19 protein-coding genes are annotated in these 26,141 nt (G+C 71.3%); 8 read left to right on the top strand and 11 right to left on the bottom strand.

Annotation, left to right across the window (positions count from 1 at the left end; translation table 11 throughout):
* Positions 1-10: 10 nt before the first annotated feature.
* Positions 11-964, bottom strand: a complete 954-nt coding sequence (locus ABZT14_RS23325) for a HAMP domain-containing sensor histidine kinase (RefSeq protein ID WP_356305897.1) — start codon at positions 962-964, stop codon at positions 11-13.
* Between the two features lie 630 nt (positions 965-1,594).
* Here ABZT14_RS23325 and ABZT14_RS23330 point away from each other — a divergent pair.
* The 4 genes from ABZT14_RS23330 (at position 1,595) to ABZT14_RS23345 (ending at position 5,923) form a co-directional block, all read left to right on the top strand.
* Positions 1,595-1,834, top strand: a complete 240-nt coding sequence (locus ABZT14_RS23330) for a DUF3040 domain-containing protein (protein ID WP_356306007.1) — start codon at positions 1,595-1,597, stop codon at positions 1,832-1,834.
* Positions 1,835-2,181: 347 nt separating this feature from the next.
* Positions 2,182-3,510, top strand: a complete 1,329-nt coding sequence (locus ABZT14_RS23335) for a cation:proton antiporter (protein WP_356305899.1) — start codon at positions 2,182-2,184, stop codon at positions 3,508-3,510.
* Positions 3,511-4,159: 649 nt separating this feature from the next.
* Positions 4,160-4,645 (top strand): TrkA C-terminal domain-containing protein, encoded by a 486-nt coding sequence (locus ABZT14_RS23340; RefSeq protein WP_356305901.1) that lies wholly within the window; start codon positions 4,160-4,162, stop codon positions 4,643-4,645.
* Positions 4,646-4,651: 6 nt separating this feature from the next.
* Positions 4,652-5,923, top strand: a complete 1,272-nt coding sequence (locus tag ABZT14_RS23345) for a cation:proton antiporter (protein WP_356305903.1) — start codon at positions 4,652-4,654, stop codon at positions 5,921-5,923.
* 603 nt (positions 5,924-6,526) lie between these two features.
* Here ABZT14_RS23345 and ABZT14_RS23350 read toward each other — a convergent pair.
* Together ABZT14_RS23350 and ABZT14_RS23355 are read right to left on the bottom strand one after the other, a co-directional pair.
* A complete protein-coding gene (locus ABZT14_RS23350) occupies positions 6,527-7,516 on the bottom strand; it encodes a hypothetical protein (RefSeq protein WP_356305905.1) in 990 nt (329 codons plus the stop codon).
* A gap of 26 nt (positions 7,517-7,542) precedes the next feature.
* Positions 7,543-11,013 (bottom strand): DNA polymerase III subunit alpha, encoded by a 3,471-nt coding sequence (locus ABZT14_RS23355; protein ID WP_356305906.1) that lies wholly within the window; start codon positions 11,011-11,013, stop codon positions 7,543-7,545.
* A 646-nt stretch (positions 11,014-11,659) separates the two neighbouring features.
* On the opposite strand from ABZT14_RS23355, the gene ABZT14_RS23360 reads away from it, so the two are divergent.
* Positions 11,660-12,709, top strand: coding sequence for an aspartate-semialdehyde dehydrogenase (locus ABZT14_RS23360; protein ID WP_356305909.1), 1,050 nt, complete (start codon positions 11,660-11,662; stop codon positions 12,707-12,709).
* Between the two features lie 135 nt (positions 12,710-12,844).
* On the opposite strand, the gene ABZT14_RS23365 is transcribed toward ABZT14_RS23360, so the two are convergent.
* The 4 genes from ABZT14_RS23365 to ABZT14_RS23380 all read right to left on the bottom strand — a co-directional run bounded on the left by ABZT14_RS23365 (position 12,845) and on the right by ABZT14_RS23380 (position 17,866).
* Positions 12,845-13,912: a S1 family peptidase gene (locus tag ABZT14_RS23365; RefSeq protein ID WP_356305911.1), complete on the bottom strand. Its 1,068-nt coding sequence runs from the start codon at positions 13,910-13,912 to the stop codon at positions 12,845-12,847.
* 307 nt (positions 13,913-14,219) lie between these two features.
* A complete protein-coding gene (locus ABZT14_RS23370; RefSeq protein WP_356305913.1) occupies positions 14,220-15,170 on the bottom strand; it encodes a slipin family protein in 951 nt (316 codons plus the stop codon).
* Between the two features lie 309 nt (positions 15,171-15,479).
* Positions 15,480-16,388 (bottom strand): S1 family peptidase, encoded by a 909-nt coding sequence (locus ABZT14_RS23375; RefSeq protein ID WP_356305915.1) that lies wholly within the window; start codon positions 16,386-16,388, stop codon positions 15,480-15,482.
* A gap of 233 nt (positions 16,389-16,621) precedes the next feature.
* Complete coding sequence (locus ABZT14_RS23380; RefSeq protein WP_356305917.1) at positions 16,622-17,866, bottom strand: DUF5685 family protein; 1,245 nt, start codon at positions 17,864-17,866, stop codon at positions 16,622-16,624.
* Between the two features lie 491 nt (positions 17,867-18,357).
* On the opposite strand from ABZT14_RS23380, the gene sepF reads away from it, so the two are divergent.
* Positions 18,358-18,804 carry a cell division protein SepF gene (sepF, locus tag ABZT14_RS23385; RefSeq protein WP_356305919.1) on the top strand — a complete coding sequence of 149 codons (447 nt, stop codon included), beginning with the start codon at positions 18,358-18,360 and terminating at the stop codon, positions 18,802-18,804.
* Between the two features lie 73 nt (positions 18,805-18,877).
* Here sepF and ABZT14_RS23390 read toward each other — a convergent pair whose 3' ends face one another.
* Entirely contained in the window at positions 18,878-20,059 is a 1,182-nt protein-coding gene (locus tag ABZT14_RS23390; RefSeq protein ID WP_356305921.1) for an acyl-CoA dehydrogenase family protein, read from the bottom strand.
* Between the two features lie 41 nt (positions 20,060-20,100).
* Positions 20,101-21,702 carry an MFS transporter gene (locus tag ABZT14_RS23395; RefSeq protein ID WP_356305923.1) on the bottom strand — a complete coding sequence of 534 codons (1,602 nt, stop codon included), beginning with the start codon at positions 21,700-21,702 and terminating at the stop codon, positions 20,101-20,103.
* Positions 21,703-22,254: 552 nt separating this feature from the next.
* On the opposite strand from ABZT14_RS23395, the gene ABZT14_RS23400 reads away from it, so the two are divergent.
* Complete coding sequence (locus ABZT14_RS23400; protein WP_356305925.1) at positions 22,255-23,238, top strand: phosphatase PAP2 family protein; 984 nt, start codon at positions 22,255-22,257, stop codon at positions 23,236-23,238.
* A 142-nt stretch (positions 23,239-23,380) separates the two neighbouring features.
* On the opposite strand, the gene ABZT14_RS23405 is transcribed toward ABZT14_RS23400, so the two are convergent.
* Together ABZT14_RS23405 and ABZT14_RS23410 are read right to left on the bottom strand one after the other, a co-directional pair.
* Positions 23,381-23,602 (bottom strand): I78 family peptidase inhibitor, encoded by a 222-nt coding sequence (locus ABZT14_RS23405; RefSeq protein ID WP_356305927.1) that lies wholly within the window; start codon positions 23,600-23,602, stop codon positions 23,381-23,383.
* A 326-nt stretch (positions 23,603-23,928) separates the two neighbouring features.
* On the bottom strand, positions 23,929-24,906 hold the full coding sequence (locus ABZT14_RS23410; protein ID WP_356305929.1) for a YafY family protein: 978 nt from the start codon (positions 24,904-24,906) through the stop codon (positions 23,929-23,931).
* A gap of 310 nt (positions 24,907-25,216) precedes the next feature.
* Between ABZT14_RS23410 and ABZT14_RS23415 the strand changes: the two genes are divergently transcribed.
* Complete coding sequence (locus ABZT14_RS23415; RefSeq protein WP_356305931.1) at positions 25,217-26,005, top strand: hypothetical protein; 789 nt, start codon at positions 25,217-25,219, stop codon at positions 26,003-26,005.
* Positions 26,006-26,141: the final 136 nt, after the last annotated feature.

Below are 26,141 nucleotides of genomic sequence, written 5' to 3' on the forward strand. Positions count from 1 at the left end.
TCGGACGTCTCTACCGCTCCCCCTCGCGCAGCGGCACGCGCAACCGTACCTCCGTCCCGCCCATGGGACTGCGCCCCAGGCTGAGTTGCGCCCCGATCAGCAGGGCACGCTCGCGCATCCCCCGGATTCCGGCGCCCTCCGGGGCGTTCCCCAGACCCCGGCCGTCGTCGCGGATCAGCAGCTCGACCCCGAAGGGCTCCCGCCGCAGCACCAGCTCCATGCGGCTGGCGTCAGCGTGCCGCAGGGTGTTGGTGATGCCCTCCTGGGCGACCCGGTAGAGGACCAGTTCGGCCTCCTCGCCCAGCGGCGGCAGCTCCCCCTCCACCCTGGTGCGGATGCTCAGGCCGGCGCTGCTGGGGATCTCCCGGGCCAGCGACTTCAGGGCGCTGGTCAGCCCCAGTTCCTCCAGCACCCCGGGGCGCAGCCGTCGGGCGATGCGCCGGATCTCGTCCAGGCTGCCCCGGGTGCTCTCCTGTACGTGGAGCAGCTCCTCCCGTACCGGGGGCGGGGCCTGGTCGGCCACCCGCTTCAGCTCCAGCAGTACGGCGGTGAGGGTCTGCCCCACCTCGTCGTGCAGCTCCTGGGCGATACGGCGCCGCTCGGCCTCCTGGGCGGACAGGGCGCGGGCGCTGCTGGCGGCGCGTTCGGTCTCCAGCCGGTCCAGCATCGCGTTGAAGGTGCGGATCAGGTCCGCGATCTCCCCGTCGCCGGTGACGGCCGGCCGCTGGGCGGGGCGCAGCAGGTCGGTGGTGATCATGGCGCGGGTCAGCCGTTGCAGGGGGGCGAGCCCCACCCGCAGCAGTGCGGCGTTGGCGACCAGCATGGCGGCGAGGCCGCCGGACATGATCAGCGCCTCGGTCAGCAGGACGGGGGTGGAGATGGTGATGGGCCCCAGGAGGACCAGCGCCGAGGCGATCAGCAGGACTACGGCGTTCAGCAGGAAGATCCGCCAGAACAGGGACACGACGTGGGGCCTCCTCGCGGTTGACGTCCCCACTATCGTCCGTCCAGGGTGTACCGCGCGGTACGCGCCCCCTTCCTGTCGTTCCGTTGTTCTGTCGCTCCGTCGGGTTCGTTCGGCGTACGCGTATCGGTGCGGCGACGTGCGGCGACCCGGCGGGCTCACCCGGGCTTCGGCATCCCCGCCGGGTGTCTGGGGGCCGGCGGGGCGCCTCGGGTGGCGCGGTGCGGGTCTTCTCGGGGATCCTCACGCGACGTACGGGACAGGAACGTCGAGCAGGCGCTGGCACGGGACGCTGGTACGGGAACGGTACTTCGGAGTTCGCAGCCGGACACCTCCCCCCGGCTCGGCTTCCAGTGTGGGCCTTCCGGGAGTCCCGGACCATCCGGTGCGACACCCATCGCGTACCGGTTCGCCCCCTCCCCCACGGCCGTGTACGGGTCGTCCCCACCCCGTTTTGGGGGTCAGCCCCGATAGCGATCGTTGCCCCACACAAGGAAAACTTGGTCACGCAGCGACGCCTCCCCCAGACCACCTGGCCCACCTCGTTCACGCGAGGCGGGCGGTGCCGTTCTGGATGGAGGAGCCATGCCCCCGTACGACGAGAGGCCCCTCGATGACCTCGAATCCCAGATGCGCCGGAAAGACCCCAGGTTCGCCCGCGCGCTGGCAACCGGGCAGCCCTGCCGGCCACGTGAGTACCGCCACGGCCGCGCCTGGGCGGTACTCGGCCTCTCGTTGCTCGTTCTGACGCTGGGCCTGGTCCTCAGGCAGGGGTTGTTGTTGGCCTCCGGCCTCGTGATGGCCGGTGCCGCCGGGCACCTTTTCGACCCTCAGCGGGATCGGTACCGCCAAGGTCCCCGGCGGTCCTGACGACGCGGCTTCGGCTGCGGTCGCACCCCTGTCGCCGCTATTGTCCGAAGCGCCAGAAATGGCCATTTAGCAACGAAATGGTAATGTGAAGACCTTCCTCATCACGAAAGGCCATGCCCGCTCCACGGCAGCCTCGCACCGGCAGACACCATCCGGTACGGACCGCCGTGGCCTCTTTTCTCTGCCCGTTTCCCCGACTCCGACGTCCACCACGACCACGAGCCCCACGATCGCCCGAGCCACCCGGGCCGCCGCACCTCCCGCGGCCTCCACGGCGATCGCGACCGCACATCCGCTGCGGCGACTTCACAGACCGACCCGGCCCCTCCGCACTTCGGTGGTGACCCGTGGGACATGCTGACACCCTGCTCGCCATGGGCGGCGCCTTCCTCGCCGCCGCCTTCCTCGCCCGCCTGGGTAGTCGCATCGGGCTGCCGACGATCCCCCTGTTCATGCTGGCCGGCATCCTGCTCGGCCCCCACACCCCCGGCCTGGTCCTGGTCGAGGACGCGCACGACTTCGAGATGCTCTCCGCGCTCGGGCTCGTCCTGCTGCTGTTCTACCTGGGACTGGAGTTCCACCTCGACGACCTGAAGAAGGGCGGCTCCCGACTCCTCGCGGCAGGTGGCGTGTACCTGCTGCTCAACGTGGGAGCGGGGCTCGGCTTCGGCTTCGCGCTGGGCTGGGGCGCGCGGGAGGCACTGGTCCTCGCGGGGGTCATCGGTATCTCCTCCTCGGCGATCGTCACCAAGGTCCTGATCGACCTGGGACGCATCGGCAACCCGGAGACCCGACTGATCCTGGGCGTCATCGTGGTCGAGGACATCTTCCTCGCCCTCTACCTGGCCGCCCTGCAACCGGTACTCAGCGGAGCCGAGGGGCTCGGCGAGACCGTGTTGCAGATGAGCAAGGCGTTCGGCTTCCTGCTGGTCCTCGCCATCGCCGCCCGCTACGGCACCCGCCTGTTCGGCAGGCTGGTGGCGGTACGGGACAACGAACTGCTGGTGGTCAGCTTCCTGGGCTTCGCCGTACTGATCGCCGGGGTCTCCGAGGTGCTGGGGGTCGCGGACGCCATCGGCGCCTTCATGGTCGGCCTGATCCTGGGCGGTACGCCCTCCGGGCCACGCATCCGCAAGCTGGTGCACCCCCTGCGGGACGCCTTCGGGGCGATCTTCTTCTTCGCCTTCGGGCTCGCCATCGACCCCGGGGACCTCCCCGCGGTGGCCCTGCCGGTGGCGATCGCCGCGGCCATCACCCTGGTGATGAACGTGGCAGCCGGACTGTTCGCCGCACGGATCCACCACTTCGGGCCCAACCCGGCGGCCAACATCGCCACCACCCTGCTGGCGCGCGGCGAGTTCGCCCTGATCCTGGCCGCGATGGCCGCCACCGCCGGGCTGGACAGCCGGCTGTCGCCGTTCATCACCGGCTACGTGTTCGTCCTGGCCATCCTCGCTCCGATCACCGCCGGCCAGGCACACATCCTGGCCAGGGGGCTGCGTCGGCTGATGCCGGCCTCCTCACGGAAGGCGGACGCACGGGAGGCGGAGTCACGGGAGGCGGAGACCGAGGTCACCGGGGAGCACGAGCAGATCGACCCCGACACGGAGGGTGCCCGGGAGCCCACCTCGGTGGGCGGCACCTACCCGCCCCACTCCGAACGCGGAAACGGCTAGCCCGACCGCTCCCCCGAAGGCCCCGGTGGCGACTTCACTGTCGCCACCGGGGCCTTCGTCGTACGTGCCCTCTCGGCCACCACTCGGCCACCGCGCCCCCGCGAACGCCGACGGACGGTGTCCGCTCTTTCTCCGGCAAGTCGGAAAGGGCGGACACCCATCGGGAGGTAAAGCCGAGACCAAGGGACTGACCTCCTCAGTCGTCCTGCCACGGGGGCTCCGCACCCCCTCGGAAGCGGGAACCGCTAGGTCACCACGGCTTTGCGAGCCACCGAACATTGACCCGCTATGCAAAGAAGTTCCCAAATCACCTCTTGCGAAGGCCGGTAGTCTTGCTGGTCGGAGGGGATCCGAACGCGCTCGCCCGGTCTGGCGGGAGGGCACCACTTGGGTTCGGAGAATCCGGCACAGGGACACGGACAAGGGCAGTCACCCGTCCCCGGGTACCCGCCTGGCGTCACGCACGCGCGTCGACACCGGGCGAACGGGGCTGGCGTTTTTCGGCGGCTCACTCCTGCCACGACGGGAGTGGCGAGGTCAGTGACCCTGGCGGGTTCTCGCCCCTCCACACGTCACGTGCCGCCCTCGCGGGGTGCCGGTCACGCGGCGTGGAGTCCGCCGTCCACCAGCACCCGCCAGGAGTCCCGTGATGGAACACACCGCCCATGCCCGTAAGACCTCGCTCCCGGGGGTCGGCACTCGTTACGACCTCAACACCGAGGCCGGGCACCACCTTTCGGTGGTGGTACGTACGGACGGGCGACGTGTCCTCGCCTTCCACGACCCCGAGGACGACGACAGCTGCAAGGACTCGGCACCGCTGGCCCCTCCCGAAGCGACGGTGCTGGCGAAGCTGCTCACCCCGGATCCGGTGGCCCATCTCCACCAGCACCTGGAGATCGACCTGGTGACCGAGCACATCCCGGTCACCAAACGCTCCCCCTACGCCGGCCGCACCATGGGGTCCACCCAGGCCCGTAGCCGTACCGGGGCCTCCATCGTGGCGGTGCTCCGCCGCACCGCGGCCTTCCCCTCCCCCACCCCCGACTTCCGCTTCGCCATCGGCGACACCCTCGTGGTCGTCGGAACCCGCGAAGGCGTCGACGCCGTTGCCGAACTGATCGCCGGAGGATAAACGCCCGTGCACGACATGACCGCTCTGCTCATCGAACTAGGCGCCATCATCCTGGCCTTGGGCCTGCTCGGCCGGCTGGCCATGCGGATCGGCTTCTCCCCGATCCCGCTCTATCTGCTCGCCGGACTCGCCTTCGGCCACGGAGGGCTCATCCCTCTGGACGCCAGTGAGGAGTTCGTCGCCACGGGCGCCGAGATCGGCGTCATCCTCCTTCTGCTTCTGCTCGGCCTGGAGTACAGCGCCTCCGAACTCGTCTCCAACCTCAAGACGCAGTACCCCTCCGGCATCGTCGACTTCACCCTCAACGCACTGCCGGGAGCCGCCGCCGCGCTGCTGCTGGGCTGGGGCTGGACCGCGGCCGTGGTGCTCGCCGGCGTCACCTGGATCTCCTCCTCGGGAGTGATCGCGAAGGTGCTCGGCGACCTGGGACGGCTCGGCAACCGCGAAACCCCGGTGGTCCTCGGGGTGTTGGTCATCGAGGACCTGGCGATGGCCGTCTACCTGCCCATCCTCACCGCCCTGCTGTCCGGCGTCGGCCTGGCCGGCGGAAGCCTCACCCTGTTGATCTCCCTCGGCACGGTCGGCGCGGTGCTCTACGTCGCCCTGCGGCACGGCAGGTTGATCAGCAACGCGGTGTCCTCCGACAGTGCCGAGATGCTGCTGCTGGTCGTGCTGGGGCTGACCCTGCTGGTGGCCGGCATCGCCGCCAAGCTCCAGGTGTCGGCCGCCGTCGGCGCCTTCCTGGTGGGCATCGCGCTGTCCGGTGAGGCCGCCGAGGGCGCCAACCAGTTGCTGACCCCGCTGCGCGACCTGTTCGCCGCGGTCTTCTTCGTCTTCTTCGGCCTGCACACCGATCCCGCCAAGATCCCGCCGGTGATCATTCCCGCGCTGATCCTGGCCCTGATCACCGCCGTGACGAAGATCGCCACCGGTTACTACGCCGCCCGTCGCGCCGAGATCAAACCGGCCGGACGCTGGCGGGCCGGTGGAACCCTGGTCGCACGCGGTGAGTTCTCCATCGTGATCGCCGGCCTGGCGGTCGGTGTGGAACCCCGTATCGGCCCGCTGGCCACCGCCTACGTGCTGATCCTGGTCATCCTCGGCCCCCTGGCCGCACGCTGGACCGAGCCCATCGGCCGGCGGCTGTTCCGCAGTAAGACCCCGGCCGCCGCCCCCGGTGCCGGCGCCCTCTCCCTGGAGAAACCGGCCCGTTCCTCCGAGACGGTCGTCAGCGAACCGGCCGAAGTGGCCAACCCCTCGGCCAAGACCGACAGTTGAGGCCACCCACCCGCTGAACCACTGGTGCCGCGCCCTCTGAGGGCGCGGCACCAGTGCGTTGTGCGCCCCTGGCACCAGCTTGTCACCGCCCGACCGGGGTGGCCGCCTGTGCCACCGCACCTGTCCGGTACGGGGCAGACGGCGCGGAGGTCGGACGACGCCCCCCGCCCCGTCGGCCGGCCCCTCCCCGTTGGCCGTCCTAGGCGGGGCACCCCCGCGAGTACGGGGAGGGCGCCCCCGTAGCCGGGCTGGGGAACGACCCGCACCCGCGTGGGTGGACGACCCCCTGGGCGGTCACCGCGACGACGACCGCACCACGGGGGCCAACCCCCACAACCGGCCCGGCAGTTGGCGCGGCCCCCTTGACGCGGACCCCGGCCCCGGGTCACCGGACCCACCCCGACCGGCCCCGAGGGGCGCCACTTGCGGGGGCCGAGCCCCTCGCCCGGCCTCCCCGGGACGAGTTGACGTGACACGGCACCGGTTCCCCTGGAGGAACGGGAGCCCACCCGGGGGGTGCACGCGAGGGGCGCGGCCCCGGGCTGGTCGCTCCGTTCACCGGAGAAGGACGGTGACCGGACACGAGCGAGCGACGCCCGGCCGTCACGATCGGGCGAGGGTCGCCGGTCCCACCGTTCCCGGCCATCTCGCGGCGATCCGGTCGAGGACCGGCTCAAGACGGCGGGCGCTCTCGGTCCGGCGGTCGAAGGTGAGTTGCTGGCTGGAGAGCCGGGCGGTCCTCAGGTCCTCGGCCCTCAGGGAGAGGGCCGTCACCCGGGCCCGTTGCAGTCCCAGGGCGTCGTGGAGCGCGTGTGCCGTACCCGCCAGGACCGGGGTGTGGGCCGTGGGTTCCGGCAGCGTCCGCGTACGGGTGGTGGTGGACCGGTCCGCGTAACGGACGGTGAGCGTCAGTGCGCGGGCCACCTGGGCTTCCGTCCTCAGGCGCCGTCCGATGTCGACGGCGAGTTCCAGCAGCGCGCGTCGGCGTGCCGACCCGTCCAACTCGTGCCGGTCGAACCGCCGTTCAGCGCTGGCCGCCCTGGGCGGAGTGTGGGGCGCGACGCGTGTGGGGTCGATGCCACGGGCCCGTTCGTGGACGAGGCGTCCCGTCCTCGCGCCCAGGATCCTGCGCAGGGTGGCCTCGGAGGTTTCGGCCACCTTCCCGATACGGTCCAGGCCGTACTCGCACAGGGTGTGGGCGGTCCTCGGCCCCACTCCGTGGAGGTCCGCCACGGGCTTGGGGTTCAGGAACCCGGTGACGGCCCCCGGGGTGTCCGGTACGTGGCGGACGCCGCCCGGTGGACCGTGGCGCCCGGCCATCCTGGCGAGCAGGGGGTTGGAGGCGACCCCGACGGTGCAGTCGAGGTCGTACAGCGCCAACGCGCGCACACGCAGCATCCTCGCCAGCTCGACGGCGTCGCACCCGAAGTAGCGGACGCTCCCGCCCACGTCCGCCAACGCGGCGTCGAAGGACAGCACTTCGACGACGGGGGTGATGTCCTCCAGCACCCGGAGGAACGCCTCCCCGGTCTCCCCCGGTGGCCCGGCCGCCTGGACGTGGAGAACGGTCGTCGTCGCTGTCGCCGTCGTCATCGCTGTCGCCGTCGTCGCCCCCGCCGTCATCCGGCGCTCCCCGGGCTGGAGTGCCACAGTTTGCGCCCGGTCGGGGTGCCCTCGCCCGCCGGGCGGAGGTCGGCCCAGGGGTGCATGGCGTACCCCTCGGCCACCTGGACGGTCCGCCCACCGGTGGGCAGGGGGCCGGACCGCTCCTCCAGCGCCTCCCGCAGCCGTACGGTGACCGCCTCCAGTCCCCCGCTGGCCCGCAGTTCGATCAGTTCCCCCAGGTCCCAGGCCATCGCCCCCACCACGCTGAGGCTGCGCGGCCCGCGTCGTTGCACCACTCCCCGTACCAGCAGCAGCCAGCGGTGGAAGAGGGTGTGGGCGCAGGCCGCGCGACCGGAGGGCGGCCCCTCGGAGGGCTCGGCCCCGGGTGGGTCGTCGAAGAAGGCGCAGTCCACCAGTCCGGTGCCGTCGTCCAGGGTGGCGAAGATGACCCGGCGGCCGGAACGGATGGGCGGGGTCTGGAGGGAGGCCTTCGCCCCCGCGACCAGCACCGTGTCGCCGTGGGCCACCCCGGGGAGCCGGTCGGCCCGGCACACGCCCAGTTCGGCGAGGAACTCCCCGTGGTCGTCCATCAGATGGCGGGAGACGTCCATGCCCAGGACCCCCAACTCGGCGTTCAGCCGCTCGCGCCGGTCCAGGTCCGGCAACCCGGCCGGCCGGGGCGAGTCGGCCGGGCCCTCCGGGGTGCCGGCCTCCAGGACCAGTTGGCCCCGGGGCGCGGCCTGGCGGACCCGGTACGCCTCGGCGACGTGCAGCAGCAGGTCACGGCGGTTGTCCCCGAAGGTGTCCAGGGCTCCGACCCGGGCCAGGTGTTCGGCGACCGGTCGGGAGGGACGGCCGCGCAGCCACAGTTCGCCGAGGGAGCCGTAGGGGCGGCCGGCGGCCACACGTTCCGCCTCCGCCTCGCTGATGCCCCGTACCTCGCTGAGGGCCAGCCGGATGCCCCACCGTCGGGAGTCCGGTTCCCACTCGACCTGGTATCCGGCGCCGGAGCGGTTCACCTCCAGGGGCAGGATGGGTACGCCCTGCCGGCGGGCGTCGGCGAGCAGCAGCCGCTTGGGGTACATCCCCGGGTCGTGGGTGAGCAGCCCGGTGTAGAAGGCGGCGGGGTGGTGGGCCTTGAGCCAGGCCGACTGGTAGGTGGGCACCGCGAAGGCCACCGCGTGCGCCTTGCAGAAGCCGTACGCGCCGAACGCCTCCACGATCTTCCAGGTACGCGTGACCACCTCCGGCGAGTAGCCGCGCGCCCGGGCCCGCTGGTCGAACGAGACGCGCACCCGCTCCCGTTGGTCGGGCTGTGCCAGCCTTCGTCGGATCCCGTCGGCCGAGGCACGGTCGCACCCGGTCATCACCCGCAGGATCTCGATGATCTGCTCGTGGAAGACGACCACCCCGTGGGTCTCCCGGAGCACCGGTTCCAGGTCCGGGTGCGGGTAGCGGGGCGCTCGGTCGCCGTGCCGGGTCTCGACGAAGGGGCGCACCATGTCGGCGGCCACCGGTCCCGGTCGGAACAGCGAGATGTCCACCACCAGGTCGTGCAGGTGGGTGGGTTGGAGGCGTCCCAGCAGGTCCCGTTGTCCCGGTGACTCGATCTGGAAGCAGCCCAGGGTTCTGGTGGAGCGGATCAACGCGAAGGTGGCGGGGTCGTCGGCGGGCAGCCGCTCCAGGTCGATCCGTTCCCCGGCGACCCGTTCCACCTCGTGCACCGCGTGGGCCATCGCCGACTGCATCCGCACTCCCAGGACGTCCAGTTTCAGCAGCCCCAGGTCCTCCACGTCGTCCTTGTCGAACTGGCTCATCGCGAACCCCTCCCCGCTGGTGGGCACCACCGGGGTACGGTCCAGCAGCCCGGAGTGGGACAGCAGCACCCCGCACGGGTGCATGGCCATCCCCCGGGGCAGGCCGTCCAGCGCCTCCACCAGGTCCCAGAACCGGGACCCGTACCGCCCCTGGTCGACCTCACGCAGTTCGGGCAGCTCCGCCAGGGCGGACCGGGCGTCCTGGGCCCTGATGTGGGGGAACGCCTTGGCGAGCCGGTCCACCTCGGCCGGGTCCAGGCTCAGGGCGGCGCCCACGTCCCGTATCGCGTGGCGTACCCGGTAGGTCTCCGGCATGGCGACGGTGGCCACCCGCTCGGGGCCGAACCGTTGGAAGATCGCCCGGTAGACCTCCAGTCGCCGCGCCGACTCCACGTCGATGTCGACGTCCGGCAGCGCCCTCCTGCGAGGGGACAGGAAGCGCTCCATCAGCAGGCCGTGGGCCATCGGGTCGGCCTGGGCGACGCCCAGCAGGTGGTTGACCAGACTGCCGGCGCCCGAACCCCGCGCGGCCACCCGGATCCCCAACCGCCTGACGTCCCGGACCACTTGGGCCACGGTCAGGAAGTACGAGGAGAAGTGGTGCCCCTCGATCACGGCGAGTTCCCACTCCAGTCGCCGCCAGCGTTCGGGCTGTCCCTCGTACCCCCGGGCGACCATCCCGGCCACGCAGCGGGACCGCAGCACCCGCGCCGCTCCCCTGCTTCCGGCTCCCACCAGGTGGGGTTCGGGGAAGTGCGCGCTGCCCATGCCCAGGTCGTCCACCGCGTCCACCCGGCACTGTTCGGCGGCCTCCTCGGTCAGGGTGAGCAGCCGGTGGGCGGCGGCACGGCGGTAGCCGGCGCTTTCCGCGATCCGTTCGGCGAGGCGGGCCATCTCCGCGGGTCCCTTGAGCCAGCGCTCCCCCGGGTCGAGCCCCTGGCGTGGGTCGATGGGCACCAGTCGGCGGGCGGAGTCGAGTACGTCGGCCACCGGGTGCTGTGTGGGGTCGGCGTAGCGGACGGCGTTGGTCAACACCGGGTGGATTCCCTGCTGTACGGCGAGGCCCAGCATCCGGGCCGCCTCCCGGGGCGGCGCGGAGGCGCTGACCTCCAGTCGCAGCGCGGGGCCGAACCGTTCACGCCAGCCCTCCAGCAGCCGGACCGCCCGGTCGGGGCGCCCGGTGGCGAGGGCCCTGCCCACCTCCGAGTCGGGGCCCAGCAGGACGAGCAGCCGTTCGCCGTACAGGTCCGGCCAGCGCAGTACGGGGCGGTCACCGCCCCGGCCGGGCTGCGGGGTGACCGTCCGATGGGCGGCGGTCACCAGTCGGCACAGCTCCGACCACCCTTCGCCGTCCCGGGCCAGGAAGACCGCGCGGGGCGCCGTCTCGTCCAGGAAGGCCCCGCCCCGGGCGGGGGTACGTCTGCGGGTGTGGGTGTCCGAGGACGGTGCGGGGTGGGGGCCGATGGCCAACTCCACGCCGTACAGCGGACGTACGTCCACCTTCGCCGTCGCTTTGGCGAACCGCAGTGCCCCGGCGAGGCTGTCGCGGTCGGTCAGGGCGAGCGCCTCCATGCCCCGCTCGGCGGCGCGCTCGGCGAGGGCGCCGGGGTGCGAGGCCCCGTAGCGGGCCGAGAAGCCGGAGGCGACATGGAGGTGGGTGAAGCCCATGGCTTCCACCTCCTGTCGCACACGCCCCTACGGTCCCGTCGGCGGGTACCACCATAGACCAGTTCTCGAATATACGTTCGAACGGGGGGTGCCTCTGATCAGGGAGGTTTCCCCCACCCGATCCGCCGGCCCGCCCCGGGACCCAACTCGCCGGGTATGTCGGCGAGTTGACGGATCACCCGGAGGGGCACCCCCCGGAAGGCCCCCGGCGAAGCGGATACCCCCGGGGCGAGGGCGCGCCCCGGGGACGCCGGAAGGCCGGGGCACCCCGAAGGTCGACCGACTGGTGACGGCGATCCGCGAAGCCCTCCCGGGGCCACGGCGATTACGTTCACCTTCGCAACGTCATCCAGGTGGTGAACGTGCCGGAGGCGGCGTCCGGGGAGGTGCGGAAGCTCGCTCCGTAGTGTGACCAAGCTCAAAGGATTCGGTGCCCGTGGCCGGTACGAGGCAGGGTAGAAGGCCAGGGGCGTGTCACGGGACGACCCGGCGGGTGGCCGTCCGTGGTCGGACACCGACCGGGGCCGGGAGCCCCGGCGGACGGTTCCCGTGGCACCGCCTGACGTGTACCGGGCCGGCGCCGAGCCGCCCCACGCGTGCGCACCCAGGTAACTCACCGCAGACGGAAACAGACAGAAGGAGCCCCATGAGGATCGGGATCGTTGGAGCCACTGGTCAGGTCGGCGGCGTGATGCGCGAGATTCTGGCCGAGCGGGACTTCCCGGTCGAGCAGCTGCGCTTGTTCGCCTCGGCTCGTTCTGCCGGCCGCACCCTGGAGTGGAAGGGTCGGGGCGCCGGGGAGATCGCCCAGGAGATCACCGTCGAGGACGCCTCCACCGCCGACTACTCCGGCCTGGACGTGGTGCTGTTCTCCGCCGGCGGCGCCTCCTCCCGGGAGCTGGCCCCCCGGGTGGCCGCGGCCGGAGCCGTGGTCATCGACAACTCCTCCGCCTGGCGGCTGGACCCCGAGGTACCGCTGGTGGTCTCCGAGGTGAACCCCTCGGCCGCGACCCAGCGCCCCAAGGGCATCATCGCCAACCCCAACTGCACCACCATGGCGGCCATGCCGGTGCTGCGCCCGCTCCACGAGGAGGCGGGTCTGACCAGCCTGGTCGTGGCCACCTACCAGGCGGTGTCCGGCAGCGGACTGGCCGGTGTCGCCGAACTCGACGAGCAGGCCCGCAAGGCGATCGAGCAGGACGCGACCCGGCTGACCTTCGACGGTGAGGCGGTCGACTTCCCGGAGCCCAACAAGTTCAAGCGGCCCATCGCCTTCAACGTGCTGCCCCTGGCCGGTTCGATCGTGGACGACGGTCTGGAGGAGACCGACGAGGAGCAGAAGCTCCGCAACGAGAGCCGCAAGATCCTGGACATCCCGGCGCTGAAGGTCTCCGGCACCTGTGTCCGGGTGCCGGTCTACAGCGGCCACTCGCTCCAGATCAACGCCCGCTTCGAACGTCCGCTGAGCCCCGAGCGGGCCCGCGAGCTGTTGGCCCGGGCGCCGGGTGTGGAGCTGTCGGACATCCCCACCCCGCTCCAGGCGGCCGGTCGGGACGCCAGCTACGTCGGCCGTATCCGTCGGGACGAGACGGTGGACAACGGTCTGGCGCTGTTCGCCGCCAACGACAACCTCCGCAAGGGCGCCGCGCTGAACGCGGTGCAGATCGCCGAGCTGGTGGCCGCCGAGTCCCGCTGACCCGGACTCCACGCGGCCGGCGACCAGCACGCCGGAGCACGCGGACTACGGCGCGCACAGGAGAAGGCCCCCGGACTCGGAACGAGTCCGGGGGCCTTCCTACAGCGCTGTGCGCTCCCTCACCTGTTCACCAGGTCAGGGCAGGGTCGCACCAGAGGCGTCCAGCGCGGGGCCCACCGGCATGAAGTAGGTCTCGCCACCGCCGGAGCAGTCGCCGCTACCACCGGAGGTCATGCCCAGGGCCTGGTCGTCGGCGAAGAGCGAGCCACCGGAGTCACCCGGCTCGGCGCAGACGTCGGTGTGGATCAGGCCGTCAACGGTGCCCTCCGGGTACGAGACGGAGGCGTCCAGCGCGAGGACCTCACCGTCGTGCACCTGGGTGGTGCTGCCGCTGCGGGTCACGGTCTGGCCGACCGTGGCCTCTCCGGCACCGGAGATCTCCTGGGTGCCGCCGTCGTACAGGTTGACCTCGCTCGGGTGGTCGGTGTCACCCGTGTACGTGGCGATGCCCCAGTCCGAGCCCGGGAACTCCCCGTCGCCGCTCTCCGCGATCGGCTCGCCGCCGTCGCTGTCAGACCAGCTGGAGATGGCGGTGGTGCAGTGTCCCGCGGTCAGGAACGCGGGCTTGCCGTCCAGGGTGACGTTGAAGCCCAGCGAACACCGTCCGCCGTCGCCCCAGATGGCGTCCCCACCGGCGATCTTGGTGGTGAACTTGCCCTCGGTCTGCTTCAGCACGACCTTGCCGTCCTGAGCCTTGACCTGCTTCTTCAGGTTGGCCAGCTTCTTGCCCTTGACGGTGCTGTCCGCCGTCACGACGACCTTGTTGGTCTTGACGTCCACCGCACGGGCGGTGCCCACCACGTCGTTCTTGGTGAGGGAGTCCTTGACCGTGTTGAGCTGGGCCAGGGTGTGCTTGACCATCTTGGCCTCGGCACCCATGGACGTGACCTTGTCGGCCGCGTCCTTGTCCACGACGTTCACGACCAGCTTCTTGGTCTTCGCGTCGTAGTAGGCGCCCGCGTCACCCTTGACGTCCGAGGTGATCTTGTCCGCCAGCTTGCTGGCCGACTTCGCGGAGAGGGTGTCAGCGCTCTGGGTCGTGCTCGCGTTGGCGGTGCCCAGGGAAAGGGTGCCCGCGACCAGAGCGGCGACGCCAGTGCTGGCGATGGCCAGGTTGCGCTTGGATATCCGTCGGTTTCTCAACTTCGGAACCTCCAGTGGGGGGTTGGAGCCACCGGTGTAATGGATGGCTCCGGAGGAAGTACGGACACAGGAATCCCTACCAACAGGAAGTCGCGTCCATGCCAACTCGTGCCGCAGAGTATTGCGACAGCATTACGGCGGGGGCAAGGGCCCCTTGTGACTCGCACACACAAAAGTCTCAACGACAACACAGAAGTGCGCAGCTTTGGCACTCAGAGCCACCCCGAACGGACACCGGGCGACTATTCCATAGCACCTGGCCATAATGGCCCTCTATCACGCCCGATAAGGCGTCACATCTGCGGTGCTACAACTCCACTTCCTCTTCACCTGACGCCGGAGGCGAGGACACCAGATCCCGTCCGTTGACCTCACCCCGGTCCTTCGCGGACGCCTCCAGGCGCGCGCTGGACTTGCCCAACTTCGGGTCGAGGGCGCCCGGTTGGGCCTCCGCCTCGCCGTCCTCGGTACGGCCGCCGTGCGCGGTCCCGGGAGGCGCCGCCGCCGGCGCCTGGTGGCCCTCCAGGAAACGGAGAAGCTCCACCGGGAAGGGCAGCACCAGGGTGGAGTTCTTCTCGGTGGCCACCGAGGCGACGGTCTGCAACAGGCGGAGCTGCAACGCGGCCGGGGTGTCGGCCATCTGCTGGGCGGCCTCGGCCAGCTTCTTGGAGGCCTCCAGCTCCGCGTCGGCGTTGATGACCCGGGCACGCCGGTCCCGGGTGGCCTCGGCCTGCCGGGCCATGGAGCGCTTCATGGTCTCGGGCAGGGACACGTCCTTGATCTCCACCCGGTCCACGGTCACCCCCCATTCCACGGCGGGGCTGTCGATCATGACCTCCAGGCCCTGGTTGAGCTTCTCCCGGTTGGACAGCAGGTCGTCCAGCTCGCTCTTGCCGATAATGGAGCGCAACGAGGTCTGGGCCATCTGGGCCACCGCGAACCGGTAGTCCTCCACGCGCACCAGCGCCTCGGAGGCGTTGACCACCTTGAAGTAGACGACCGCGTCCACTCGTACGGTGACGTTGTCCCGGGTGATTCCCTCCTGGGCCGGAACGGGAAGCGTCACGATCTGCATGTTGACTTTGTGGAGTCGTTCCGCCATCGGGATGATCATGGTGAAACCGGGGCGGCGCACGTCGGAGCGCAATCGCCCCAGACGAAAGACGACCCCGCGTTCGTACTGCTTGACCACTCGGGCGGCGGCGAGGCAATACAGGACGCCGCCGGATAGTGCCGCTGCTGCCAGTTCGATGACCATGACGGCCCCCAGACCCAGAATTCGGTAAGGCCGGGAATCCCGGCCTTACGCCAGGAACCAGAAGAAGTGCGATCTTCCGGGATGTTCTCTCCACGGTAATGCCGGCACTTCGGGGGGTCGAGTGCTCTCGGGCCCGAATTCACGGGCTTCGACCGGACCCGTACGTCGAGGGTCCCCGGTCTCGGGGCGAGACCGGGGACCCGTCGAGCGGTGGAGCGGTGGGTGCCGGTCACCGCTCGGTGGCGGTGACCGGCCGTGCGCTGTTCCGACGCGCGTTCACGCCGGGTTCGGCACGGATCGGCGCGCGTCTCAGTAGACGTGCACCTGGTAGGCGTTGAGGGCCTCCACCACCGGCTGGAAGAAGGTGGTGCCACCGGAGCTGCAGTTGCCGCTGCCGCCGGAGGTCAGCCCGTGGGCGGTGGAACCGGAGTAGAGCGGCCCGCCGCTGTCACCTGGCTCGGCGCAGACCGTGGTCTGGATCAGCCCGTAGACGATGTCACCCCCGCCGTAGTTGACCGTGGCGTTGAGGGCGGTCACCTGCCCGCTGTGGATACCGGTGGTGCTGCCGCGTCGGGTGACGGACTGCCCCACGGTGGGGTCGGCGGCCCTGGTGATGTCCACGCTGCCGACGGTGCCCGGCTTGCTGATGGAGGAGTTGGTGTACCTGACGATGCCGTAGTCGTTGCCGGGGAAGCTGGAGCCGGCGGTGTTGCCCAGTACGGTCGAGTTGTTCGCGTCGGCGTACCAGGTGCTTCCGGCCTCGGTGCAGTGGCCGGCGGTGAGGAAGAAGGCGGCGCCGCCGCTGTCCTCGACGTTGAAGCCCAGCGAGCAGCGGGAGCCGCCGGTGTAGATGGCGTCTCCGCCGGAGATCAGCCGGGTGAACTGGCCGGCCGTGCGCTCGATCTTCAGGGCGCCGGCCTGGGCGCCGGCGGCCTTCCTGATCTTGGCCAGCTCACCGGCGCTGACCGTGCTGTCGGCGGTCACCACGACCCGGTGGTCGCTGGAGTCGACGTACCAGGCGGTGCCGGCGACGTCGGCGTCGAGCACACCCTGGCTGGCGGCCTTCAGCTGGGTGGTGCTGAACGCGCCGTCGCTCTGCGCGCTGGCGCCGGAGGGGGCGAGCAGAGCCACCCCGAGAGCCAGGCCGGACGCGGCGGCGATCAGTCCGGCACGTCTGTGTCGGGTGACGCCGCTGGGGGTAGTGCGCTTGAACCTCACATCGTCCTCCGTGGGGAGTCGGGGCCCGCTCCACACGAGCGGGCCGGTGAGACGCGGAGCCCGGGGCCCACTCGTTCACAGTTGTGAGCGACCCTGGTCAGCGCTGCTACGGATATTTGCAGCGGCTCCCGAAATGGCAAGAAAGGTTTCCGGTCACACTCCGGCCATTTCCGGTCACTCCCCGCGAGGAGGGGCGCCCCCGTCACTTCCCCTCGAAGCAGCCCTCCGGCTCCTCAGTCGCAGCAGCTGCAACAGTCACAGCAGTCGCAACAGTCACAGCAGTCCGAGTGCCGGCACCAGCCCTCCCGCTGCTTGCCCTCCCACCAGGGGTCCGGGTAGGTGTCGCGGCAGCAGGTCTGACAGGTGCAGCACAGCCCCAGCCACACCGTGCAGCCGGCCAGGGTGCCCCGCCTCCGCCGCCGACCGTGGCCACCGCCCGGAGGAGGAGGGAAGGGGCCGCCACCCCCCGCGCCCCCACCGCCGAAGTGGCCCCCGGGACCCACGCCACCGCCGGTGTTCCCGTACGGGCCGTAACCGCCCTGCCCGGGCGGGGGCCCCTGCGGCGGCCCGCCGTACGGATGGGACCGGGCCTCGGCGGAGTGGCCGCCGCTCTCGCAGGCGTGGCCGAGACCGAAGGCCCGGTCCACCGAGCGGGGCAGTTCGTGGACCAGCAGCCGGTGGGCGAGGCAGCTCTCGACGAACTCCACGTCCGCCAGCGCCAACCGCACCCCGTGCACCGCGTCCTCACACAGCCGGCGCACCTCGGTCAGCTCCACGCCCGTGGCGGCGATCGGATTCCAGGCTCCTGACGCCACGTCAGCATCCAGGTCCTCGACCGCGTCCAGCAGGTGGGCCAGCCGTCCGAACAGTCGCCCCACCTCGGCCAGCGGCTCCACGTTCCCGGGTCGGCCGGCCAGCAGCGCGGTGTGGGCGAAGGCAGCCGAGGTCGCGGTCTCGGTGGGTTCGGTGACCGCCAGCACCGAACCGCCCCGTCCGGTACGGGACTCCACCAGCGGCTGGCGTTCCACCGCGTCCAGCAGCACCGCGGTGTCGAAGCCCAGGTCGGCGCCGGTGGCGGTCCCGGCCCGGCTCCAGTTGCCGGCGACCCGGCGGGCGGCGAGGGCGAAGGGGCGGCGCCCCAACAGCCCGTCCCCGTCGGCGACGTGGTCCCGTACCTTCGCCGAGGCCAGCACCAGGGAGACGGTCGCGGCCAGCCGGGCGCCCTCGCCCTGGGCGACACTGGCTCCCTTCATGGCCCGCAGCGGGCAGGGGCCGGCCTTCCGCCGCCACTGGCCGCCCCGTTCGGCCTGGGCCTCGGTGAGTACGGAGATCAGCAGGCCGTCGTAGTTGGTGGCCACCCTGGCGAATTGGCCGTGGTCTCCTCGCAGCGCCAGACACAGTCCACACAGGTGCGCCATCCACGAGGTACGCAGGGTCTCGCTCAGCCGGTGCCGACACGGCCTGATGATTCCGAACACTGATTCCCCCCAGTCGCCGTGGCTCCGCGGCGGTCGCCCGGATCCCATATCCACAAGGCGAGAAAGATCCTAGGCCACGGTCGGAATTCGGTCGCCCGGCTCGCACGGGAGAAGGTTCAACGGCCCCTATTCGCGTTCTGACCAGGGGCGGGTGGTCGTGGACGCCCTCTCCTGCTGGACCGGGTCGTGGGTGATCCGCCGCCGTGAACATCGTTTTTGACGGTGTCTCAGCCCGCCGTCCGGTCACTCGTATGTACCCGGTGGCAACCCGTACGGCGGGAACGGCGAAACTTTCATACCGTCACCACACCTTTACCGCCGCATCCCTGATAGGAAGCCATAATCTCTACACCGGTACTATCAGCAATTACGTCCACGGTGACTATCCGCTTGGCGCATCCTCCGCATCATGGGCGACCATGGGGATGTGGAAAGCCCCTGGCCGAACCGGCGACGGGGCGCAGTGGACCGCACGAGGAGAGGAGGCGTCCATGGGATCGGTGCGCAAGGCGAGTGCCTGGCTGGGCCTCGTCGACGACAGCGAGATGCGTTACTACGACGACGACTACGCCGAGGGGCCGGACTCGGGAGACGCCGCGCACGAGTCCTGGGCGACCGACCCCCGGGTGCGGGTGGCGGCCGAGGCGGCGCAGGACCAGGGCACCCGGATCGCCATGATCTCCCCCGAGGGGTTCCGTGACGCCCGGTCGGTGGGCGAGCTGTTCCGCGAGGGGGTTCCGGTCATCGTGAACCTCACCGCCATGGAACCGGCCGACGCCAAGCGGGTGGTGGACTTCGCGGCCGGGCTCATCTTCGGGCTGCGCGGATCGATCGAACGGGTCGCCACCCGGGTCTTCCTGCTCACGCCCGCCGACTACACGGTGGTCAACGGCCAGGACCGGCGTACCACCGACAACGGGTTCTTCAACCAGAGCTGATCCGTGGATCGCCGCTGGGCGACCGCTCGGTGGCGATCCACGGTGGCGGGGAGGAGCCCTCCCCGCGCGGGGTCTATCCCCGGAAGGCGTCCAGCCCGGTGAGCGCCTTGCCCAGCACCAGTTGGTGCATCTCCACGGTTCCCTCGTAGGTCAGCACGGACTCCAGGTTGGTCGCGTGCCGCATCACCGGGTACTCCAGCGAGATGCCGTTGGCGCCCAGGATGGTGCGCGCGGTACGGCAGATCTCGATCGCCTCCCGCACGTTGTTGAGCTTGCCGAAACTCACCTGTTCCGGCCGGAGCCGACCGGCGTCCATGCGCCGCCCCAGGTGGTGGGCGAGCAGCAGCCCCTTGTGGAGTTCCACCGCCATGTCGGCGAGCTTGCCCTGGGTGAGCTGGAAGCCCCCGATGGGGCGGCCGAACTGCTCACGGGTACGGGAGTAGTCCAACGCCGACTCGAAGCTGGCGCGGGCGGCACCCATCGAGCCCCAGACGATGCCGTACCGGGCGTGGCTCAGACAGCTCAACGGCCCCTTGAGACCGGTGACTTCGGGAAGCACCGCGTCCTGGGGAAGGCGTACCTGGTCCAGCACCAGTTCACTGGTGACCGAGGCCCTGAGCGACCACTTGTGCCGGATCTCCGGGGCGCTGAACCCGGGACTGTCGGTGGGCACCACGAAGCCCCGTACGCCCTCGTCGGTCCGCGCCCAGACCACGGCGACCCCGGACACCGAACCGTTGGTGATCCACATCTTGCGCCCGGTGAGCACCCAGTCCGAGCCGTCCCGCTTGGCGTGGGTGCGCATACCGGCCGGGTCCGAGCCGTGGTCCGGCTCGGTCAGCCCGAAGCAGCCGATCACCTCGCCGGAGGCCATGCTCGGCAGCCACCGCTGCTTCTGCTCCTCGGAGCCGTACCGGTGGATCGCGTACATCGCCAGGGAGCCCTGCACCGACACCAGGGAACGGATGCCGGAGTCGGCCGCCTCCAGTTCCAGGCAGGCCAGCCCGTACTGCACCGCGCTGGCCCCGGCGCAGCCGTAGCCGGTCAGGGACATCCCCAGGGCGCCGATCTCGCCCAGTTCCCGGGCGAGTTCCCGCACGGTGGGCAGTTCCCCGCGCTCGTACCAGTCGGCGACGTGGGGCAGCACCCGGTCCCGGGCCCAGTCCCGCACGGTCCGCCGTACGGCCAGCTCCTCCTCGTCCAGCAGGTCGTCCAGACCGATCGGGTCGGCGGGGTCAAAGGCGGGCAGGGGCATGGGGTCCTCCGGCATGAGGGATGTCGCGGCCTGGGCTGACGCTACGGTCGACCGACCGTTCGGGACAAGCGCACCCTGTCACCTGGGGATTCGGCGCCCTCCCCGGAACGGGCGCCGGCGGTGACGGCAGCCGGGGCGCGCCGTTCCTGCCCGGGCAGGACCACCGGGGTGCCGGGGCGCTCCACGGTACGCGGCAGTCGCAGCGCGGCCAGCGCGCCGAGCACCAGCAGGGCGGCGCTCACCAGCAGGGTGGTGTGCATCCCGTCGACGAAGGCCCCCCGGGCCGCCGAGCGCAGCAACTCCCCGCTGGTCCCGCCCAGTTGGTCGGCGCGCTGGAGGGCCTCGCCCAGGGAGTGGGTGGCGCTGGACCGGGTGGCGTCCGAGACCCCGTCGGCGTGGGCGACCCCGGCCGCGTACTGGGCGTTCATCACGGTGCCGAGCAGGGCGATGCCCATCCCGGCGCCCAGCTGGTACGAGGTCTCCCCCATCGCGGCGGCGGCACCGGCCTGGCGTACCGGCGCCTCGCTGAGCATCGACTCGTAGGAGCCGAACAGGGTGGTCTCCAGGCCGTACCCCAGCAGTACGAAGCCGGCGATCATCAGCCGGGGGTCGTCCTGCTGCCCGAGGGCGGACAGCGACAGGACCCCGGTCGCGGTCAGCACGAAACCGACCGCCACCATCCGTCGCGGCCCCCAGGCGGCCAGCATCCGGGGGCCCAACAACCCGGCGCTCACGGCGGCGAAGGCCAGCGGGAGCAGCCGCAGCCCGGTCTGCAACGGGGTCAGGTCCAGGATCAGCTGGAGGTACTGGGCGGCGATCAGCATCAGCCCGACCAGGGCCAGCATGGCCAGCGTGATGCAGCCGAGGGCCAGCCCGAAGCCGGGTCGGGCCAGGACACCGAGGTCGACCAGCGGGCTGGGGGCCCGCCGCTGCCGCAGCACGAACAGCGTCAGCAGCACCGCCCCGGTGACCAGCGTGGCCAGGGCCAGCGGGTCCAGGGCGGTGGTCTCGGCGCCGAACCGCTTGAGCGCGAAGGTGAGCGCGAACAGCCCGGCAGCGGCCAGTACCGCGCCCGGCCAGTCCCAGGGGCCCCGGCACCCGCCCCGGGACTCGGGCAGTACGGCCCGGCCCACCGGGATACTGAGCACCATCAGGGGGACGTTGACCAGGAACACCGACCCCCACCAGAAGTGCTGGAGCAGCAGCCCGCACATCAGGGGGCCGGCCGCCGCCCCGACGGCGGCCACCGCGCTCCACACCCCCACGGCCAGCGCCCTCTCCCGACGGTCGGGGAAGACCTGTCGCAGGATGGACAGGGTGGCCGGCATGATCATGGATCCGCCGACGCCGAGCAGCGCCCGGGCCCCGATCAGGGCTTCGGGGGTGCGGGCGAAGGCGGCCAGCGCGGAGGCGCAGCCGAAGATCACGTAGCCCAGCAGCAGGACCCGGCGTCTGCCGACGCGGTCCCCCAGCACCCCGAAGAGGATCAGCAGGGAAGCGCAGACCAGCGGGTAGACGTCGACCATCCACAGCAGTTGGACCCCGCTGGGGCGCAGGTCCTCGCTGACCTCCGGTACGGCCAGGTGCAGCACGGTGGCGTCCAGGGCGACCAGGAACAGGCTCACGCAGAGGACGACGAGCACGCCCCAACGGTTGGGGTGGCCCGTGGGGTCGGTGCGGGGGCTCCCGCCGGGTGAGGCGGAGTGGCGGGTCCGAGCGGGGACCTCGCCTTCTGGGGTGGCTCCGGAGACTCCCGTCCCGGGCATCGACGTACCTCCCTGAGTCGTGCCACCGCGCCGACCGTGGGGACAACCGGCGGGGGGCCGGCCGGGCGCGGTAAGCCGTCAGGGTACGTGAGGCCCCGACGAGCGTGGGTGGCGAGGCTCACGCTCGGTCAACAGCCGGGCCGTGGAGGCGGTACGGAGATCGAGGTCACCGTGGCGACAACCGGACCCCTGTGCGGTGGTTCCCCGTAAAGGGAGAGGGGAATTCACGATTAATCGCGGGTGAACGCAATTCTCCGCCGAAGTGGCGACCCCGCTCCCAGCGGCGGTATGCCCGTTGGGTAATAGCGAGTTAAGGCCGCGAAAATGGCCGGAGAAATACGCGCGAGGACACCCGATCCACATCACATCGTCATCACAAACCAGGCCAGCTGTCGGTTCGCCTCTCAGCCGCGTTGTAATGTCGATTAGGTGCGTACCGACCGTATCCTCGCCAGGCTTGAGCAGGAGCCTGAGCGGCCGAGCAACCGCGTGGTCCCGCGGATGAGCCGTATGCGCATGGCGCTGTTCGGCACCACTTTGGGACTGTACGCGCTGATTGTCGCCGCCGTTCTGCTCACCAGCCAACTCGTGGTCTGGGACTGGCGGTTGATGCTGGTCCGGCCGTACAAGCAATGGCCCGAGTTCCACGCCTTCCTGGATTACTTCGTCGTACTCGGTCAGCGTGGGCCCACCGCCGTGCTGGTCGCCGCCTGGCTGGGCTGGCGCTCCTGGAGGCAGCGCACCCTGCGCCCCCTGCTGGTGCTGGCCACCGCGCTGCTGCTGCTCAACTGCACGGTCGGGGCCGTCAAGATCGGACTGGGCCGCCTGGGCCCCCACTACGCCACCGAGGTCGGATCGGCCGAACTCTTCGCCGGCGGAGACATATTCCCCTCGGGTCACACCGCGAACGCGGTCGTGACCTGGGGCATCCTGGCCTACCTGGCCACCACACCGGGTGCCCGACGCGTGCTGTCGGTGGTCGCCGCCTTCTTCGCCCTGGGCGTCGGCGCCACCACCGTCTACCTGGGCACCCACTGGCTCAGTGACGTGCTCCTGGGCTGGGCGGCCGGCCTGCTGATCCTGCTGGGCCTGCCCTGGTGCGAGCCGGCCATCGCCCGCGCCGAGGCGTGGGTGCTGGCCTACCGCCAGCGGGTGCGGGGTTACGAGGGCCAGGTGGCCCCGGTGCCGCTGTCGCCGGTCACCGTCCGGGCCCCGCTGGTCGGCCAGCGCCCCGGCCGGCAGGAGGTCGGCGAGTCCGGCGCCCGGGGTGGCGCCCCGGCCCGGCAGCACCACCGCCCGCACGTGCTGCGTTCGGAGCGGACGCCCAACAGCCCCCAGCCGGGCGGCAGCAGGCGCCCGCACCCCGAGCGGGCACTGCCCCGTACGGCTCCGCTGGGGCCCCGGGGCAAGTGAGCGCCCCGCCGGTTCGGCGGGCGGCGTGACGACGACGGGCTGGGGCCCGGAACCTTCTCGGTTCCGGGCCCCAGCCCGTTGTTCCGGTGTTCGTGGTGGGCCCGCTTCCTCGGGGGCCCGTGGTGGCGGTTCCCTCGGCGGGTCAGCCCTTCCAGCAGCGCACCACGGTGCCGTCCTCGACGGCCAGGTTGAGGCGGCCGGTGAGGTACTCCATGGTCAGGATGGCGCCGGGGGCGACGGTGCGGACCGTGCTCCAGCCGTGGTCGTAGGCCCGCCGCTCGGCCTCCTCGGCGGCCAGGCCCACGAAGGACTCCGGCTCCTGGGCGTCGTGTTCGGGCGGGGTGTCAGGTGTTTCCGATGCCATGGGGCCCACCGTAGGCCCTGGGTCCGCGGGGCCGGAAGTCCCGTCCGCGTGGACGGCTCGTCACACTTGTGTCACAAGCTCGCGGACCGCCGTACAGCCGGGGCGGTCACCCTTTGGTGGTCCTTCGAACGTATCCTTCTTTTCGCGGTCCCGACACCTGCTTTTCGCCTTCGAATACCGCACGGGAAACCGTCCGTCCACAATTCGGAGAACCGTCTTCGGGCGCTCTCCAGAACGCGGGAAAACCACTCCCCGATACCTCGCGGGCGACAAGTGGAGGGGTCGGGACAGCGCGGCTTCACCAGTTGTCCACACTCTCCCCACGGTTAGGCATTCCCGGCTTCCGGGGCGTCCAGGGCGCGGTTCAACCGCTCTCGTACCTGGCTCAGGTGCGCCCTCAACTCGGCTGGTTCCCGCACCTCGAAGTCGACGCCCAGCATCAGCAGATACACGGTGAGTGAGTTCAGGTCGGGGGCGCCGGCCCGCAGCAGACAGCGGTGTTCGTCCACCGGTTCCAGCACCCCGCCGGCCATGGAGATCCACTCGGCGGCCCGCTCCACGGAGGTGTGCAGCAGTACGGTGGCCGACCGGTCGTAGGCCGCCACGGACACCCCGTGGGCGACGTACTCGGCGAGGTTGTCCGCCGGAGGTTCGCGCGGGGTGAAGGTCGGGCCGTGGGGAGGGGTGAGGGTGACGCGGTCGACCCGGAAGGTGCGCCAGTCGGCCCGGTCAGTGTCCCAGCCCACCAGGTACCAGCGGTAGGCGGTGCTCACCAGCCGGTGCGGCTGCACCCGGCGCCGGCTCTCGGCACCGTCGTGCCCCCGGTAGGCGAACCGCAGCTCCCGGTGGTCGCGGCAGGCGTACGCCAACTCCGACAGGGTCTCCGACTCGATGCCGCCGTCCCGCCGCCGGGCCATGGGCACCGTGAACTCCGACAGGGCGCCCACCCGTCGGCGCAACCGGTCCGGGAGCACCTGCTCCAGCTTGGCCAGCGCCCGCGCGGAGGACTCCTCGATGCCGCGCACCCCCCGGAACGCGGCGCTCTGGAGGCCCACCGCCACGGCCACCGCCTCCTCGTCGTCCAGCAGCAGGGGCGGCAACCGGGCCCCGGCGCCCAGGCGGTACCCGCCGGTGGTGCCACTGGTGGAGTGCACCGGGTACCCCAGCAGACGCAGCCGGTCCACGTCCCGACGGACGGTGCGGGCGGTGACGTCCAGCCGCTCCGCCAACTCCGGGCCGGACCACTCGCGGTGGGCCTGGAGCAGGGAGAGCAGCCGCAGCAGTCGGGCCGAGGTCTCCAGCATGGGGCGAGTCTGCCAGCCTCCGAGGACAGCGGCTGTCCTCGACCGACCCGGTCGGTACCGACCCGAAATGCCACAGGTGTGCGGAGGGCGACGGGGCGTTGCCCGGAACCCGAGGTGTGACCGGGCGGTCGGCCCGTGTCCGGCCGCAGGGCGTGACCGGCACCCGTATCGCCCGTTGTGCATAGGACCTTGTCCCTCAAGCGTGTCCCCGCACCGCCCGCCGGGCCCCACCGCCCGCGCGGTCGAAGGCGGCCAGACGGCCGCCCGGGCGGCAGGGGCCGACCCACAGCCAGGAGAAACCTTGTCCCCCATGCTCGACGTGAGCGACGCCGTACGCGCGGAGATCGGCGACGAGGAGGCCGAACGGCTCCTCACCGGCCAGAACGCCCCGGACCACTACGACTGCACCTCCTGCCGCAGCCCCGGCGACAGCGGGCGCCAGCCCACCAGCACCGTGCTGTTCGTGGGCGAGGAGACGGCCGTGCTGGCGTTCGCCCACGCCAGTTGCGTCCCCTCCCAGGTGGTGAACGTCTCCGAGGACCAGATCCAGGGCGCGGTCGCCACCATCACCGGACCCCAGCCCGGCGGCCAGCAGTCCGACCCCGACCCGGAGTCCGCACCCCAGCAGGCGGTGCTGGGCATCACCTGCGGCCAGGTGCTGGTGGGCGAGACCCTGTACCCGGCGCTGGTGGTCGAACCCACCACCGGCATCTCCCGCCCCGGATCGGCGGGCACCGAGGACGAGTTCCTGACCCTCCTGGTCGAGCAGGGGTTCGCCCCGCTCGGTGACCTCAACCGGACTCCCGCCCCGGTACACGGCTGGTCGGTGCTGCTGGCCATGGGCAAGCTGCACGCCATCCTCCAGCCGCCCACCCACGGGGGCGGCCAGCCGGTGGCCTGGTGGCAGGCCCACCAGGCGCTGGACGTGACCGACGACTGGCGGGCGACCGCCAAGCGCGGCAACACGGTGCTGGTGTACGCGGCTCCCGCCGGTTCCATCGGCCAGCAGCCGAGGGAGGACCTGTTGCGCGGCGCGCTCGAACAGTGCGCCGCCCGGGGGCAGTTGGTGGCCGCCGCGATGCCGCTGGCGGGTACCTGAGCCACCCGCTTCCCGGAGGGGGTGCGCTACCGGACCGCACCCCCTCCGTTCCGGCCATCCAGGTGGGGCGACCGCATCCGTTGGCCTGGTGAATCGTTGGCCCTCACGTGCAGCCATACGAACCACGACGAGCCCG

It is taken from the genome of Streptomyces sp. NPDC005438 (genome assembly GCF_040606315.1).
Lineage (GTDB): Bacteria > Actinomycetota > Actinomycetes > Streptomycetales > Streptomycetaceae > Streptomyces.